Annotated in this window: 19 protein-coding genes; 12 read left to right on the top strand and 7 right to left on the bottom strand. The window is 51.8% G+C overall.

Going from position 1 to position 14427, the window contains the following annotated elements; genetic code table 11:
• Positions 1 to 2 precede the first annotated feature (2 nt).
• Both KKF06_06615 and KKF06_06610 read left to right on the top strand, forming a co-directional pair.
• Positions 3 to 722, top strand: a complete 720-nt coding sequence (locus KKF06_06615) for a M48 family metallopeptidase (GenBank protein MBU1617424.1) — start codon at positions 3 to 5, stop codon at positions 720 to 722.
• A gap of 172 nt (positions 723 to 894) precedes the next feature.
• Entirely contained in the window at positions 895 to 2058 is a 1164-nt protein-coding gene (locus KKF06_06610; GenBank protein ID MBU1617423.1) for a hybrid sensor histidine kinase/response regulator, read from the top strand.
• Positions 2059 to 2060: 2 nt separating this feature from the next.
• On the opposite strand, the gene ilvC is transcribed toward KKF06_06610, so the two are convergent.
• Genes ilvC through KKF06_06575 form a run of 7 tightly spaced genes read right to left on the bottom strand, consistent with a single transcriptional unit; the run spans position 2061 to position 9053 of the window.
• Positions 2061 to 3065: a ketol-acid reductoisomerase gene (gene ilvC / locus KKF06_06605; protein MBU1617422.1), complete on the bottom strand. Its 1005-nt coding sequence runs from the start codon at positions 3063 to 3065 to the stop codon at positions 2061 to 2063.
• 27 nt (positions 3066 to 3092) lie between these two features.
• Positions 3093 to 3575: an acetolactate synthase small subunit gene (gene ilvN, locus KKF06_06600; GenBank protein MBU1617421.1), complete on the bottom strand. Its 483-nt coding sequence runs from the start codon at positions 3573 to 3575 to the stop codon at positions 3093 to 3095.
• Positions 3576 to 3586: 11 nt separating this feature from the next.
• Positions 3587 to 5263, bottom strand: coding sequence for a biosynthetic-type acetolactate synthase large subunit (gene ilvB, locus KKF06_06595; protein MBU1617420.1), 1677 nt, complete (start codon positions 5261 to 5263; stop codon positions 3587 to 3589).
• Positions 5264 to 5294: 31 nt separating this feature from the next.
• Positions 5295 to 6944 (bottom strand): dihydroxy-acid dehydratase, encoded by a 1650-nt coding sequence (gene ilvD, locus KKF06_06590; protein ID MBU1617419.1) that lies wholly within the window; start codon positions 6942 to 6944, stop codon positions 5295 to 5297.
• Positions 6944 to 7165, bottom strand: coding sequence for a hypothetical protein (locus KKF06_06585; GenBank protein ID MBU1617418.1), 222 nt, complete (start codon positions 7163 to 7165; stop codon positions 6944 to 6946). The genes ilvD and KKF06_06585 overlap by 1 nt, the downstream gene beginning before the upstream one ends.
• Positions 7165 to 7497 (bottom strand): hypothetical protein, encoded by a 333-nt coding sequence (locus tag KKF06_06580; protein ID MBU1617417.1) that lies wholly within the window; start codon positions 7495 to 7497, stop codon positions 7165 to 7167. The genes KKF06_06585 and KKF06_06580 overlap by 1 nt, the downstream gene beginning before the upstream one ends.
• Before the next feature lie 11 nt (positions 7498 to 7508).
• Positions 7509 to 9053, bottom strand: coding sequence for a PAS domain-containing protein (locus KKF06_06575; protein ID MBU1617416.1), 1545 nt, complete (start codon positions 9051 to 9053; stop codon positions 7509 to 7511).
• Between the two features lie 77 nt (positions 9054 to 9130).
• Between KKF06_06575 and KKF06_06570 the strand changes: the two genes are divergently transcribed.
• From KKF06_06570 to KKF06_06525, 10 genes are read left to right on the top strand one after another with little or no spacing between them, the layout of a single operon-like run.
• On the top strand, positions 9131 to 10171 hold the full coding sequence (locus tag KKF06_06570; protein ID MBU1617415.1) for a chorismate synthase: 1041 nt from the start codon (positions 9131 to 9133) through the stop codon (positions 10169 to 10171).
• Between the two features lie 53 nt (positions 10172 to 10224).
• The gene (gene rpsP / locus KKF06_06565) at positions 10225 to 10590 is read left to right on the top strand and encodes a 30S ribosomal protein S16 (protein MBU1617414.1); all 366 of its coding nucleotides are present in this window, start codon (positions 10225 to 10227) and stop codon (positions 10588 to 10590) included.
• Between the two features lie 3 nt (positions 10591 to 10593).
• Positions 10594 to 10848, top strand: coding sequence for a KH domain-containing protein (locus KKF06_06560; protein MBU1617413.1), 255 nt, complete (start codon positions 10594 to 10596; stop codon positions 10846 to 10848).
• 1 nt (position 10849) lies between these two features.
• Positions 10850 to 11269, top strand: coding sequence for a YlqD family protein (locus KKF06_06555; protein MBU1617412.1), 420 nt, complete (start codon positions 10850 to 10852; stop codon positions 11267 to 11269).
• Positions 11270 to 12001 (top strand): tRNA (guanosine(37)-N1)-methyltransferase TrmD, encoded by a 732-nt coding sequence (gene trmD, locus KKF06_06550; protein MBU1617411.1) that lies wholly within the window; start codon positions 11270 to 11272, stop codon positions 11999 to 12001.
• Positions 11998 to 12552, top strand: coding sequence for an RNA methyltransferase (locus KKF06_06545; GenBank protein MBU1617410.1), 555 nt, complete (start codon positions 11998 to 12000; stop codon positions 12550 to 12552). The genes trmD and KKF06_06545 overlap by 4 nt, the downstream gene beginning before the upstream one ends.
• A gap of 29 nt (positions 12553 to 12581) precedes the next feature.
• On the top strand, positions 12582 to 12941 hold the full coding sequence (rplS, locus tag KKF06_06540; GenBank protein ID MBU1617409.1) for a 50S ribosomal protein L19: 360 nt from the start codon (positions 12582 to 12584) through the stop codon (positions 12939 to 12941).
• The gene (lepB, locus tag KKF06_06535; protein ID MBU1617408.1) at positions 12928 to 13473 is read left to right on the top strand and encodes a signal peptidase I; all 546 of its coding nucleotides are present in this window, start codon (positions 12928 to 12930) and stop codon (positions 13471 to 13473) included. Before rplS ends, lepB begins: the two co-directional genes overlap by 14 nt.
• Positions 13474 to 13476: 3 nt before the next feature.
• On the top strand, positions 13477 to 14091 hold the full coding sequence (locus KKF06_06530; protein MBU1617407.1) for a ribonuclease HII: 615 nt from the start codon (positions 13477 to 13479) through the stop codon (positions 14089 to 14091).
• A gap of 60 nt (positions 14092 to 14151) precedes the next feature.
• The gene (locus KKF06_06525) at positions 14152 to 14424 is read left to right on the top strand and encodes an HU family DNA-binding protein (GenBank protein ID MBU1617406.1); all 273 of its coding nucleotides are present in this window, start codon (positions 14152 to 14154) and stop codon (positions 14422 to 14424) included.
• Positions 14425 to 14427: the final 3 nt, after the last annotated feature.

Below are 14427 nucleotides of genomic sequence, written 5' to 3'. Positions count from 1 at the left end.
TAATGAATTATAACATATTGATATGTTATCATCTGGTCATGGCTTTTTCTTATCAATTAAAAAGAAGCGGCCGGCGGCGAAGTATTGGGATAACGATCGACCCTCATAAAGGGGTCGTGGTTGCCGCTCCCAAATGGGTTGGAAAATCGGAGATCGTTAAGGTATTGAGAGACAAACAGGGCTGGATCGAGTCCAAGCTGGCTTATTTTGCCAGCCGGGAATGGCCGAAGCCTAAGGAGTTCAAGCCTGGAGAGAAGCTTCTCTTTTTAGGGAAAGAGCATACCTTGTCACAAGGGGGCCATCTGCCGAAAGGCGTTTACTTGCGGGCTGAAGAGATACTTGTCGCGACTGGCGGGCAGGAGACCGGCATCATTAACCGGAAAAGGCTGATCAGAGAATGGTATATTAATGAAGCTAAACGTTTGATCGTCGCAAGACTTGAGCTTTACGCGGCCCGGATGCGGCTATTCCCAGGCAAGGTTGCCATAAAAGAGCACCGGCGGCAATGGGGAAGCTGCAGCAGGCGAGGAAGCATTAATTTCAACTGGAAGCTGATCATGGCCCCAATAGAAGTGATCGATTACGTCGTTGTCCACGAGTTGAGCCATCTGTGCCATCTTGACCATTCGTGTCATTTCTGGGCTAAGGTTTCCTCGGTCATCCCCGACCATAAACAGCGAAGGGCCTGGTTAAGGAAAAACTCACTAAGACTTCAATTTTAACCACCCAGGCAAAATATTATGAAATTAATATTGTTGCCCGGCGACAAAGAGTAATATGGTCCATATATCCTCAATACGAAGAACGATTTGGAGCGCACCTCTATTACACAATCAAGTTAAGGCGAGATGGCGAGCGGCCGCGACCAGGAGTGAATCCGGGACGTATACATTATTGTTTTCGAGCCGCGGGAGGGTAGGGCACAGTTCTGATGGGCCCCTCTTTGGCAAGAGGGTTGTTTTGTTGGTCAGCAACGACAAATCGTTGATCGGCAAAATGGACAAGATGGTCCCGAACATGGGGCATGAGCTTGTTAAGTTGCCGGCCGGACAGGAGACCATTCCGCTGCTAATGGGGCACTCTCCTAATTTAGCGATAATTGACGTTAAGGAAACGACCTCTGCTGACGAATTGGCGGCAAAGATCCGGAGCCAGCAAAAACATGCCAAGATCATCGTGCTGACCGAATACGATCCGGTCGAAGAGCACAGTCGGTCAGGGGTTTCGGTAAGCCAGACGGTCGATTGTTATCTGGAAAAAAACGAGGCCGAAGCATTGCTCCCTTCGATGATCGAGTTATTACTAAACCAACAGCGGATCGAGATTGAACGGAACAAAGCTGAAGAGATCGCCCGGGAACAGTCACGGTTGGCCGAGATCGGGCTTGTTCTGTCCGGGGTCGCCCACGAGCTCAACAATTATCTGACCGGATTGTATGGGGCGATCTATCTGATAGCCGAGCTTGTTGAGCGCAAAGGGTCCCTGCCGGCTGGTTTTGGTAAGATCAAATATTATCTTGAGGGGGCACAGAATTCTTTGGAGCAGATCAAGACGATCGTGCAAACAACCCAGGACCTGGGACGGGGGAATGCCGGCAATTCAGTGTTTTCGGTTAACGAAGCGGTCTTTGGCGTAAAGTCTTTAAACGCCTCTGATATTCGCCGGAAGGGGATAGAGTTCGAGTTTATTCCCGACCCCGCAGAGCCCATGATGGTCGGCAATAAACAAAAACTGATCCAGATCGTCATGAACCTGGTCAAGAACGCCTGCCAGGCTGTCGGAGAAAGAGGGAAAATTGTCGTGATGACGAAAAATGAGCCGGAAGGTGTTCGTTTGGCGGTCAGTGACAATGGGCCCGGCATTGCCGAATCTGCTCTTCCGACGATCTTTAACGCATTTTATACGACAAAATCAGAGGCGGAAGGGACCGGCCTTGGCCTTTATATCGTGAAAAAGCTTATCGATGAGATAGGGGGAGAGATCAAAGTAACGACCAAACCCGGGACGGGAACAACTTTTACCATCTTTATTCCCAATTCTCGAAAAGAGCTCAGCTAAAGCTATTGCTTTTTCTTGGGATCCAGCCAATTCATCATCTTGCGGAGTTCGCCCCCGACTTTTTCGATGAGGTGACCCTTGTCTTTTTCCAGCAGGGCGTTAAAGTTTTTCCGGCCGGATTTGCTTTCCGCTATCCACTCTTTTGCAAAGGTGCCGTTTTGAATGTTGGTTAGCGCCTCTTTCATCCGGGCTTTGACCCCGGCGTCGATGATCTTGGGCCCAACCGTGACATCTCCCCATTTGGCGGTGTTGCTGATCGCCTGGCGCATCCCCCAAATTCCCTTGGCATACATCAGGTCAACGATGAGCTTAAGTTCGTGCAAGCATTCAAAATAGGCCATTTCCGGCTGATACCCGGCTTCGACCAGGGTTTCAAAGCCCGCTTTAACCAGGGCCGAAGTCCCGCCGCACAGGACGGTCTGCTCACCGAAGAGGTCGGTTTCAGTTTCTTCCTTGAAAGTCGTTTCAAAAACTCCGGCGCGTGTCCCGCCGATCCCTTTGGCATAGGCGAGGGCAGTTTGCTTGGCTTTGCCGGAAGCGTCCTGGTGAATGGCGATCAGTGAAGGAACTCCCGCTCCCTGTTCGTACATGATCCGAACCATCGGGCCCGGTCCTTTGGGGGCGACCATAATAACATCAACGTCTTTTGGCGGAACGATCTGGCCGAAGTGGATGTTAAAGCCATGAGAGAACATTAAGGTCTTCCCCGCCTTCATGTGCGGAGCGATCTCTTCCTTGTAAACGTCTCCCTGAAGCTCGTCGGGGACCAGGATCTGGAGGATGTCGGCGGTCTTGGCCGCTTCAGAGATCGAAACAACCTTCTGGCCGTCTGCTTTTGCCTTTTCACGGCTGGGGGAATCGTCGCGCAGGGCGATTACGACGTTCAATCCGCTATCCTTCAGGTTGAGAGATTGACCCCGTCCCTGCGAGCCGTAGCCGACAACGGCGATTATCTTCCCTTTTAATACGTTAAGATCAGCGTCCTGGTCATAATAAACTTTTGCCATTTGAATCTCTCCCTTTTGTGGAATAAATTACTCGGCGCTGCCGCGCATTAGGCCGATGACGCCGGTTCGGACCAACTCGCGGATGCCAAATTTTGTAAGCAGCTTTTCCGCGCCTGAAACCTTGTTCTCGTCCCCGACGATCTCAATGGTCATCGAGGTTTCCGCCACGTCGACGACCTTCCCCCGGAAAATATCGACGATCTGGGTGATCTCCTGCCGGGTCTTGTCATTAGCCGCAACCTTGATCAGCACAAGTTCCCGTTCGATCGCTTTGTCGGCCGGCAGGTCAAAGACTTTCATAGTGTCGATCAGCTTATAAAGCTGTTTGATGATCTGCTCCAGGTCCTGTTCGTCCCCCTCGGCGACGATCGTCATTCTGGAAATATCAGGGGTTTCGGTCGTGCCGACAGCCAGGCTCTCGATGTTAAAGCCCCGGCGGGCAAAAAGCCCCGCTACCCGGGTCAGGACCCCGGGCTTATTCTCGACTACAACTGATATTATATGTCTCATGTTAATCCTTCCTAATCAATGATCATTTCATTGATCGCCTGCCCGGGTGGGACAAAGGGGAACACGTTCTCCTCTTTGGCTGTTACAAAATCGATCAGGACCGGACGATCGTTGATCGCCAACGCTTTTTCCATGGCCGGGCGGACCTCTTCTTCTTTGGTGACCCGCAGGCCGACCGCCCCGTAAGCTTCGGCGATCTTCACCAGGTCGGGATTATTGCAGAGCTGGGTATGGGAATAGTGCCGGTCGTAGATCAGCTCCTGCCACTGCCGGACCATCCCCAAAAAACAGTTGTTGAGCACAAAGATCTTGATCGGCAGGCGGTTGTTGACCGCGGTGGTCAACTCCTGGATATTCATCTGGATCGAACCGTCACCGGCAATATCGACCACCAGCGCGTTAGGCCGCCCAAACTGGGCTCCGTTGGCGGCCGGCAGACCAAAGCCCATGGTCCCTAAACCGCCGGAAGAGATCCAGTTGCGCGGTTTATCGTATTGATAGAACATGCCGGCCCACATCTGGTGCTGGCCGACTTCGGTGACAATGACTGTTTCCCGGTCTTTGGTCAGGGCGTAGAGCTCTTCAATGATAAATTGCGGCTTGAGCCCCCCTTCCTTTTTGTAGGAGAGCGGGAACTTCTTTTTCCATTCGCCGATCTGGTCGAGCCAGGGCTGGTTTTTCTCTTTGGCCGGGAGCTTGGCCAACAGGGCTTGCAGCACTTTTTTAACATCACCGACTATAGGCACATCAACCCGGACATTCTTGCCGATCTCCGCCGGATCAATATCAATGTGGATGATTTTCGCATTGGGAGCAAAGCGGGCGATGTGACCGGTGACCCGGTCGTCAAAGCGGGCGCCGATAGAGATCAACAGGTCGCATTCGGTCACCGCGTAGTTGGCATAAGCTGTTCCGTGCATCCCGAGCATCCCGAGCGATAATTCATGGGTGCCGGGAAAACCGCCGATCCCCATCAAGGTGGTGGTGACCGGGAAATTGCACTTTTCAGCCAGCTCTTTAAGTTCCTTATTGGCATCAGAGGCGATAACTCCGCCACCGGCGTAAATGACCGCTTTTTGGGCGGCGGCGATCGCCTTGACCGCCATATTAATTTGTTTCGGGTGGCCCTCGAAATTCGGCTTATAACTTTCCAGCTCCACTTTATCAGGATATTTATATTTGATCTTATTTACCAGGACATCTTTAGGAATATCGATCAAGACAGGACCGGGGCGCCCGGTTCTGGCAATATAAAAGGCCTCTTTGATGATCCGCGGCAGGTCTTCGGTCTTTTTGACTAGATAATTATGCTTGGTGATCGGCATGGTGATACCGGTCAGGTCAGCCTCCTGGAAGGAATCGCGCCCAAGGAGGGGGGTCGCGACCTGTCCGGTAATAGCAACCATCGGAATTGAATCCATATAAGCGGTCGCGATCCCGGTGATCAGGTTCGTGGCGCCGGGGCCAGAGGTCGCGAGGCAGACCCCAACTTTGCCGGTTGCCCTGGCGTAGCCGTCGGCGGCATGCGCCGCCCCTTGTTCGTGCCGAACTAAAATGTGTTTAATATCCTTATTGGCGTACATGGCGTCATAAAGCGGCAGTAGAACCCCGCCGGGGTAACCGAAAATAATATCGACCCCTTCGTGCTTTAACGACTCAAGTAATGCTTGCGCGCCGGAGATTTCCATACGCTAATTTTACCATAGAAGAGGAGGGATTTCAAAAAGCTTTGAGGACCGCTCCTGTGCTGGCTGAAGTCACGAGCTTCTGGTAACGAGCCAGCCAGCCCGAATCGAACTTCGGCTTAGGTTCTTTCCATTGCCTCAGGCGCAGGTTTATTTCCACGTCGCTTAATTTAACGTTAAGCTTTCTATTATGAATGTCGATCTCAATTATATCCCCATCTTTGACGATGGCGATCGGCCCGCCGGCTGCCGCTTCCGGGGAAACATGGCCGATGCAGGGGCCGCGGGTCCCGCCGGAAAAGCGCCCGTCGGTGATCAGGGCAACCGAGTCCGACAGCCCCATCCCGGCGATCGCTGAAGTCGGGTAGAGCATTTCGCGCATCCCAGGGCCTCCTTTTGGCCCTTCATAGCGGATGACGACAACATCTCCGGCTTTGATCTTGCCGCTAAGGATCGCCTTCTGGGCGGCATCTTCGGAGTCGAAAACTTTGGCTTTGCCGGTAAACTTCATCATCTTGGCTGAAACCGCGGTCTGTTTGACGACGCCGCCTTCCGGCGCGATGTTCCCTTTTAGAACTGCCAGGCTTCCTTCTTTGTGGTAGGGATTGGTTGTTGCGCGAATAATGTCCTTGTCATAAACCTCTCCGCCAGCGGCGATCTGTTTAATGGATAGGCCGGAGACGGTCGGGTTGTCGAGAAGCATTTTTTGCATGACGTGCATCGCGGCCGGGACACCGCCGGCGCGCTCAAAATCTTCCATAAAATGATTGCCGCCGGGACGGAGGCTGGTGAGATGCGGCGTCGCTTTGCTGATCTCATCAAATAGTTCGAGCGGGAGCTTGATCCCCGCTTCCCGGGCGATAGCGGTCAGGTGCAGGACCGCGTTGGTCGAGCCGCCAAGCGCCATGTCGATCCGAATGGCGTTGGTGAAAGCCTTCAGGTTCATGATCTTGCGCGGCGTGATCTTCTTCTCGACCAGCTCGACGATCTTTTGGCCGCTTTCGTAAGCGAGCATCTTTTTCTTGGATGAGACCGCCAGCGAGGTGCCGCAGAAGGGGAGAGACATGCCAAGTGCTTCTCCAGCGCAAGCCATGGTATTGGCGGTGAACATGCCGGAGCATGAGCCGGCTCCCGGACAAGCGTTGAGGGTCAGGTTCTCGAGGTCTGTTTTACTGATCTTCCCCTGCTTATAAGCGGCTTCAGCCTCAAACGTGTCGTGGACCAGGTCAAGCCGGGTCATTTTATAGCAACCGGCCAGCATCGGGCCGGCGGTGACCAGGATCGTTGGAATGTCAAGCCGGGCGGCCGCCATCAGCATTCCCGGGGTGATCTTGTCGCAGGCGGTCAGGAGGACCAGCCCGTCGAGCTGGTGGGCTTCGGCAACAGATTCAATAGTGTCGGCGATCAGTTCGCGGGAGGGGAGGGAGTAGTGCATTCCTTTATGTCCCATGGCGATACCGTCACAAATGGCCGGCAGGCCAAAAGTGAAGGAGACGCCGCCTCCGGCATGGATCCCTTTTTCAATTGCTCTTTCCAGGGAGCGCATATCAACATGGCCGGGGACCAGGTCGGTAAAGCTTGAGGCCAGACCGATGAACGGTTTTTTCATTTCCTTGGATGAAACGCCGGTGGCGTGGATCAGTGAGCGGATCGGGGCCCGTTTTTTTAAAGCGTCGCTTCTCATTAGTTTTCCTCCTCGAGCAATTTAGCGATCCATTTCAAGGCCCCTTTGGCCGGCTTAATCCCTTCTTCGGTCGTTGGTTTGCCCCCTCTTCTTCCGGCGGCAGAAAGGTATGCGATCCGCCCGGCCTGGCTTTTAATGTCGGCATATTTTGCCTGTTTGAGCGCGTCATCGCTTAAATGCGGGACGATCCCGAACGAGCCGAGGCCGTAAAGCTCGCTCATCAGGCGACCTCCGGAGGAAGAATGGTGACCAGGTCGGCCGTTTGACCGTGCGACAAAAAATATTGGATGATCTTTTTAAAGCGGGCCAGTTCGCCGGCCCCGCCAGGCTTTTTGTCGATGAATATTTTCCGGTCGTGAGCGGAGTAATCAAAGACCTCGAACGGGGCCCCTGATCTTTCCTGATAAACCAGGACCCAGTGCCCGTCATCAAGGCCCAGGGCGACTTTGCTTCCATCGGGAAGGGTCAGCTCTTCACTGCGAAAAGCGACCGTCCCGATGAATTTTTGGTCGAGGGTGCTGACCCCTTCCAGAAATTCGGTGATCTTAACCATGGATTGATCCTTTATTTATATTTTGGTTCCCGGCCGAGCTCTTTTTGGAGCAGGTTGACCTCTTTTTCCATTTCGATCAGGCGCAATTCCCGGCCGGTAGCGGCGTCGCTGATCTGGGCCAGGGTCTGTATTTTATCTTTGGTTTTTATTTCCGCGGCTTTTTGCTCGGTTATATCCTGAACAGAGGTTAGGACGCATTTTTGTCCGTTGATCTCGATCGCTTTAATCCGGACGGCCGCAGGGAAAAAAGTCCCGTTCTTTTTTTTGTTTAGCGCTTCGACTTGAAACTCTCCTTTTTCCAGGACGGCTTTGACCAGCTCCGGGAACGAAGAGGCGACATCCGGCGGGACCAGGTCTTTGGTGTTCAGCTTCAGGAACTCCTCTTTGCCGTAGCCAAAAATAGCGGCTGCCGCGCTATTGCAGTCAAGGACCTTGCCGTCGAGTGCCTCGACGAAGAGCGGGTTGGGGGAAACCTCAAAGAGGGTTTGAAATTTCTTTTCGCTTTCGGCCAGGGACTTTTCGGTCCGCTTGCTTTCGGTCAGGTCAAAAAAGACCCCATCGATATAGATAGCCTTGCCCGACTCATCATAGACCGGGCGGCCGCGCTGGATAACATATTTTACATCACCGGTCTTGTGCAACAGGCGGAATTCAATACGGAACGGCTTGTTGTTTAGCGTGACTTCTTTGATCGTATCAAAAACAAACTGCTTATCATCCGGATGAATGATCGGATCAAACGAGCAGAACTCCCCCTTTTTTAATTCATCGGGCGTAAAACCGGTCAGCGGGCCGAGCATATTGTTAAAAAACTCCATTTGGTGCCCGTTTGCCAGATGACAGCGAAAAACAAGTCCCGGCAGGTTTTCCGCCAGGGTCCGGTAAGCTTCTTCGCTTTTCTTTAAATGGTCTTCGCGTTTTTTTCTTTCGGTGATATCGTTTGCGGTCACGTACAAAGCGTTCTCTTCCGGCGAACCTATCGAGGTTATCGCGATGTCGCCCAAGAAAATGGAGCCGTCTTTGCGGGCAAAGAGCCACTCCAAACGATTGGCCCCTTTTGCCAGCGCGGTCTCGATTTCGCTTTTCGCCTTTTCTTTTGACATAAGGCCGCCCGGCTGTTTTTCGGGAGAGAGCGAGGCCAGATCCTTGCCGGCCAGCTCGCTAAAACTAGGAAGGCCAAACATTACGAGAAAGGCCTGGTTGGCGCTGGCGATCTTCCCTTGTTTTAACAATAATGACGGGGTGGCTGAATGGCTGAACAAATTGTCGAAATATTTTTCGGCATGCAACTGGAGTCCCTCGGCCTTTAACTTTAAGACCATTTCCCGGTAGGCAACCAGGAAAACCGTCAAGGTGCTAATAAGGACAAAAGCAATTCCTTTATAAGTTTGCATTATCGTCATTTGCTTGGGGGAGGTGACGAGCGCTTCAATTATCAGATCGGTCGAAATGATCCAGATAACGCCAAGAATGGCGTAGATGAGGGTAACTCGGAAGGCAGGGGCAATAAGTTTGTTATTTATGGCGCACCCCAATGATCTAGAATAGAAAACCACTACTATGACCAGCCAAATAGTACAACATTAATTGAATATATTCAATTATAAAACAGCATGATATAATCATAAGCATGTTGCGTTATTTGACTGCTGGAGAATCTCATGGCCCGGCCTTAACCGTTATTTTAGACGGGTGTCCGGCAAATTTGCCTTTATCGGCCGATGACCTGGCCAAAGATCTGGCGCGCAGGCAAGGCGGAGCGGGCCGCGGCGCACGGATGAAGATCGAACAGGATATTGCTGAATTATTATCCGGCGTGAGGCAGGGACTGACCATTGGGAGTCCGATCTCTTTACTAATAAAGAACAAGAGTACCGAGTTTTTTGGTCAGCCGATCTCCAGGATACGCCCGGGTCATGCCGACCTGGCTGGGGCGATCAAATACAGCCAAAAAGATATCCGCAATGTTTTAGAGCGGGCTTCCGCCAGGGAGACGGCCGGTCGGGTGGCGGCCGGAGCAATTGCCAAAAAATTGTTGGGGGAATTTGCCATTGAAATAAACAGCCGGGTTGTTCAAGAGGGGGGAGTAGAAGGGAAAGCAGCAATTGACTCGGCGATCGACAAGGCCCGGGAAGAGGGGGATACCTTAGGCGGGATATTTGAGGTCGTTGCTTCTGGTCTTCCTGCCGGGTTAGGAAGCTACACGCAATGGGATCGGCGTTTGGATGGAAAATTGGCTCAGGCGGTTATGGCGATCCCGGCCATTAAAGGGGTCGAGATCGGGCTTGGCTTTGCCGCCGCCTCTTTACATGGATCAAAGGTCCATGATGAAATATTCCATGACCAGGATCGGGGCTTTTATCATAAAACCAACCATGCAGGAGGGTTAGAAGGTGGGGTTACCAACGGTGAGGCGATCGTTTTGAAGGCCGCCATGAAGCCGATCTCAACCCTGCTTAATCCGTTGAATTCCGTTGATCTAACAACAAAAAAACCAACCAAGGCTCATGTGGAAAGATCAGATGTCAGTGCGGTGGAGGCTGCGGGGGTGGTTGGAGAGGCGGTGGTCGCGCTGGAAATTGCCAATGCTTTTCTGGAAAAATTTGGCGGAGACAGCCTGGAAGAGATCAGAGACAATTTTTCCTCTTACAAAAAACGCCTCTCTATGCTATAATAACAAAGGCTTTGCGTCAGACAAGCTGAATATTTTTAGAATGAGGTTAAAACATGGCAGCAAAAATTAAGCTACAGAGAGTTGGGACCAAAAACAGACCGGTATACCGGTTGGTCGTGCAAGACGAAAGTCGTTCGCCGGCGAGCGCCGTTATCTGTGTTTTGGGCAATTATCAGCCCGGGATCGAGACCCCGCTTTTTAATTTAAAAGATGAACAGATAAAGGAATGGCTGAAAAAAGGGGCCCAGCCAACAGAAAAAGTCAGGATCTTACTCGGCAAGGCGGGCGTGATGCCGCCGATCGATCTGGCCAGCCTGCCAAAACGTAAATCAAAGCAGGAAACTCCGGCAGAAGCTGCGGCACCGGCTGCCGCGCCGGTGAAACCCCCTGCGGCCGAAGAAAAAGCCCAAGGAGGCTAGTCAATGAAAGAGCTGGTTGAATACATCACTAAATTTCTAGTAGACAAGCCGGAACAGGTTGATGTTAAAGAGATCGATGGCGCCACTCTTAATGTGATCGAAGTCAAGACCGCGCCGGAAGATTCGGGGAAAGTGATCGGCCGCGAAGGCCGGATCGCCAACGCGATCAGGACGATCGTCAAAGCGGCGGCGGCTAAACAGCAAAAAAAGGTTAACGTTGAAATAATTACCGAAGACAAACAGCGGGGAGGAATTTAATATGTCAGGCGCAATAGAATTAAAAAGAGTAGTTATGGTAAAAGCGATCGTGACCGAAGCTTTCAAGCAGAACTTGATCAAGGAATTAGAAAGAGCGATCGCCAATCTGGACGGCCAGTTGGGGCAGATGGAAAGCCAGAGCAAAAATTATTTAGAAGACCTGAAGAAAAAAGGGTTGATGCAGAAAGCGGCCGCTTTCAAACATCAGCTTGATGAAGAACGGAACCGTCAGGCGGCTTCAAAGTCCGACCTGACGATGAAGATCGAAGAAGCCAAGCGCCTGCAGATCGGCTCTGAATTTGTTCAGGGCCCATTGGAAGGGCCGGTTTCGGTTGGCATTGGCGACAATCTCTATAAGAAGGTTGGCGGAGCTGAGATCCTCGTTAAAGACGGGATCGTCCAGGAGATCCGCGGCGCTTAAATGCGCGTTGACGTATTAACTCTTTTCCCTGAAATGTTTCAGGGACCGATGAGTGAAAGTCTGATCCAAAAGGCCCGGGAAAAGGGCCTTTTGAATTTACGGGTTATCAATATCCGCGACTTTGCCCTCGACAAGCATAAAACAGCCGATGACACTCCTTACGGCGGCGGGCCTGGGATGGTCATGAAAGCTGATATTGTGGCGCAGGCCATAAGATCTTTGAAAATGGAAGCAAATAAAAAGGTGATCTTGCTTTGCCCGACCGGGGAAAAACTGACCCAGGCAAAGGTTAATCAACTTGCCAGGTTTGAACAGTTGGTCTTTGTCTGTGGCCATTATGAAGGGATCGACGAGCGGGTCGCCCCAATGATCGACGAAAAGGTTTCGATCGGCGACTTTGTCGTGACCGGAGGCGAGCTTCCGGCGATGATCGTGATCGACGCGGTTGCCAGGCAAATTCCCGGCGTAGTGAAGGAAGTTTCTTCTGTTGAAGGTGATTCGTTCTTTGCCGGATGGCTTGATTTTCCCAGCTTCACCAAGCCGGAAACGTTTGAGGGGGCAAAGGTCCCTGAAGTATTGCTTTCCGGGCATCATGCGCAGATCAAACGATGGCGTAAAAAGGCTGCCCTGCAGAAAACCTTGTTCCAGCGTCCCGATCTGTTGGCCGAGATCGAGTTTAACGAGGGCGACAGGGCGTTAATGACCGAACTGTTCAGGGAAGAAGGCCAATGAGCAAATTGTATTTGGCTTTGCTGCATCATCCGATCTACAACAAAAAGCGAGAGATCGTAACGACCTGTATCACCGGGTTTGATCTGCACGATATCGCCAGGTCGGCCGTGACGTTCGGTGTGAAAAAATATTTTGTGGTCAATCCTTTGCCGACGCAAAGAAGTTTTGCCCAGAGAATATTTGAGTTTTGGATGGACGAGGGAAGTCAGGAGTTCAACTGGACCAGGGCAGAAGCTTTTAAGCTGATCTCCATAAAGGCGACCCTGGACGAAGCGATAGACGAAGTGACGAAGAGCGAGGGACGCAAGCCAAAAGTCATAGCGACCTCGGCCAAACCGCGAGGGACAATAAAATTTGAGGCGCTCCGCAGGGCATTGAAAGAAAAAGACGATGTTTATTTGCTTTTATTTGGGACAGGCTGGGGGATGGCGGACGAAGTGTTTGACAGGGTAGATGAAGTTCTTGACCCAATCGTTGGACCGACCGAGTACAATCATTTGTCAGTTCGGTCCGCGGTTGCTATAATATTAGACAGGTTGCTTGGCGCGTAGCCGGCAGCCGGAGAAAAAGGAGCAATGTCATGTCAGTGATCCAGGAAATTGAGAACGGCACAATAAGGAAAATCCAGAATTTCAAAGTGGGGGACACCGTCAAGGTTTTCTCCAAGATCATCGAAGGCGGAAAAGAACGGGTTCAGGGGTTTGAAGGGATCGTCCTCAAGCTTTCCGGTGTCGGCGCCAGAAAGAACTTTACTGTCCGCAGGATCGTTCAGGGTGTCGGCGTAGAGAGGACCTTTCCGATCAATTCACCAAAGATCGACCATGTCGACCTGGTTAGGATCGGGAAGACCCGCCGGGCGAAGCTTTACTATTTAAGAAAGAGGATCGGAAGCCGCGCCATCAGGGTTGAAGAAGGAGTCGCGGAAAGTGCCCAGGCTTAATCACTGGGCGTTTGACTGGCTAGAAACGATAGTAGTAGCGCTTTTATTGGCCCTGGTTATCAGGGCCTTTTTTCTTCAAGTATTTTGGATCCCTTCCGAATCGATGGTCCCAAGCCTTGATATTGGCGACCGGATCGTTGTCAACAAAGTTATTTACCATTTTCGCCAACCCCGCCGTTTTGAGGTGGTAGTTTTCCGGCAGACACCGGAAGTCGGCCCCGGAAAAAAGGACCTGATCAAACGGCTGGTTGGTCTGCCGGGAGAAAAACTGCAGATCAAAAATGGGGTCATTTATATCAATGACCAGCCGGTAGCCGAAAAGCATCCCAAGAATGAGGATTTTGCTAATTTCGGGCCGGTCAACATACCCCAGGAACATTGCTTTGTTATGGGAGATAACCGGGCGGCCTCGTTTGACAGCCGCTACTGGAAAGACTCATCCGGAACGCTGAAATTCCTGCCGATGAAGAACCTGATCGGCCAGGCGATCTGCCTGATCTGGCCCCTTAATAAAATCGGCTTAATTCTATAATCAATGCTTTCCGCAGTTTACGAAAACCGTCTTGCCCGCCAAGGCTTTAAACTAATTGCGGGAGTTGACGAAGCGGGACGAGGCCCGCTGGCAGGGCCGCTGGTCGCGGCCGCGGTTATCCTGCCAAATAAATATTTTCTCCCCGGACTTAACGATTCAAAACAATTGACCGCACGCCAGAGGGAAAAGCTTTTTAAGGAGATCAGCAAATGTGCGATCAGTGTCGGGATCTCGACCATTAGCCACCTGGAGATCGACCGGATCAATATTGGCAGGGCGAACTTCCTGGCAATGGAGAGAGCGGTGCGGAAGCTTGCGGTCAGGCCGGATTATTTGTTGATCGATGGGGAACGATACCGAATTAAAAGCAATGTTCCGGCCCGGGGGATAAATGGCGGGGATGCCAAGAGCCCGTCGATCGCCGCCGCCTCGATCCTTGCCAAGGTGACCCGCGACCGCTTGATGGGAAAATATCACGAGAAATACCCGGAGTACAACTTTTTTGCCCACAAAGGGTACGGGACCAGGGAGCATCTTCTGCTCCTCAAACAATGGGGCCCTTGCCCGATCCACAGACGATCATTCAGCCCGGTTGCCAAAACCCTATGTTCTGCTTGACATACAAACGAGGACGTTGATATAATCCGTGTCAATCAACGAAGAGAGGAGGTGAAGTGAATGAATAAACAAGATCTCTGTGCTTTTGTTTCCAAACAAACAAAAATGCCGAAAGCCAAGATAATGAACATCCTTGATACTACTTTTACCGCGATCGAAGGGTCGCTGAAGAAAGGGCAGAATGTTCGCCTCGTCGGTTTCGGAACTTGGAAGAAGCTTCGCCGCAAAGCTCGCCCCGGACGAAATCCGCAAACCGGGAAAAAACTGACCATCCCGGCTCGCAATGTCATCCGATTCTCCATGGGCCAGCATCTTTACGATGCAGTAAATTAACCG

It is taken from the genome of Candidatus Margulisiibacteriota bacterium, assembly GCA_018822365.1.
In the GTDB taxonomy this organism is placed as follows: domain Bacteria; phylum Margulisbacteria; class WOR-1; order O2-12-FULL-45-9; family XYB2-FULL-48-7; genus XYB2-FULL-45-9.
This window is presented reverse-complemented; position numbering and strand designations above follow the sequence as displayed.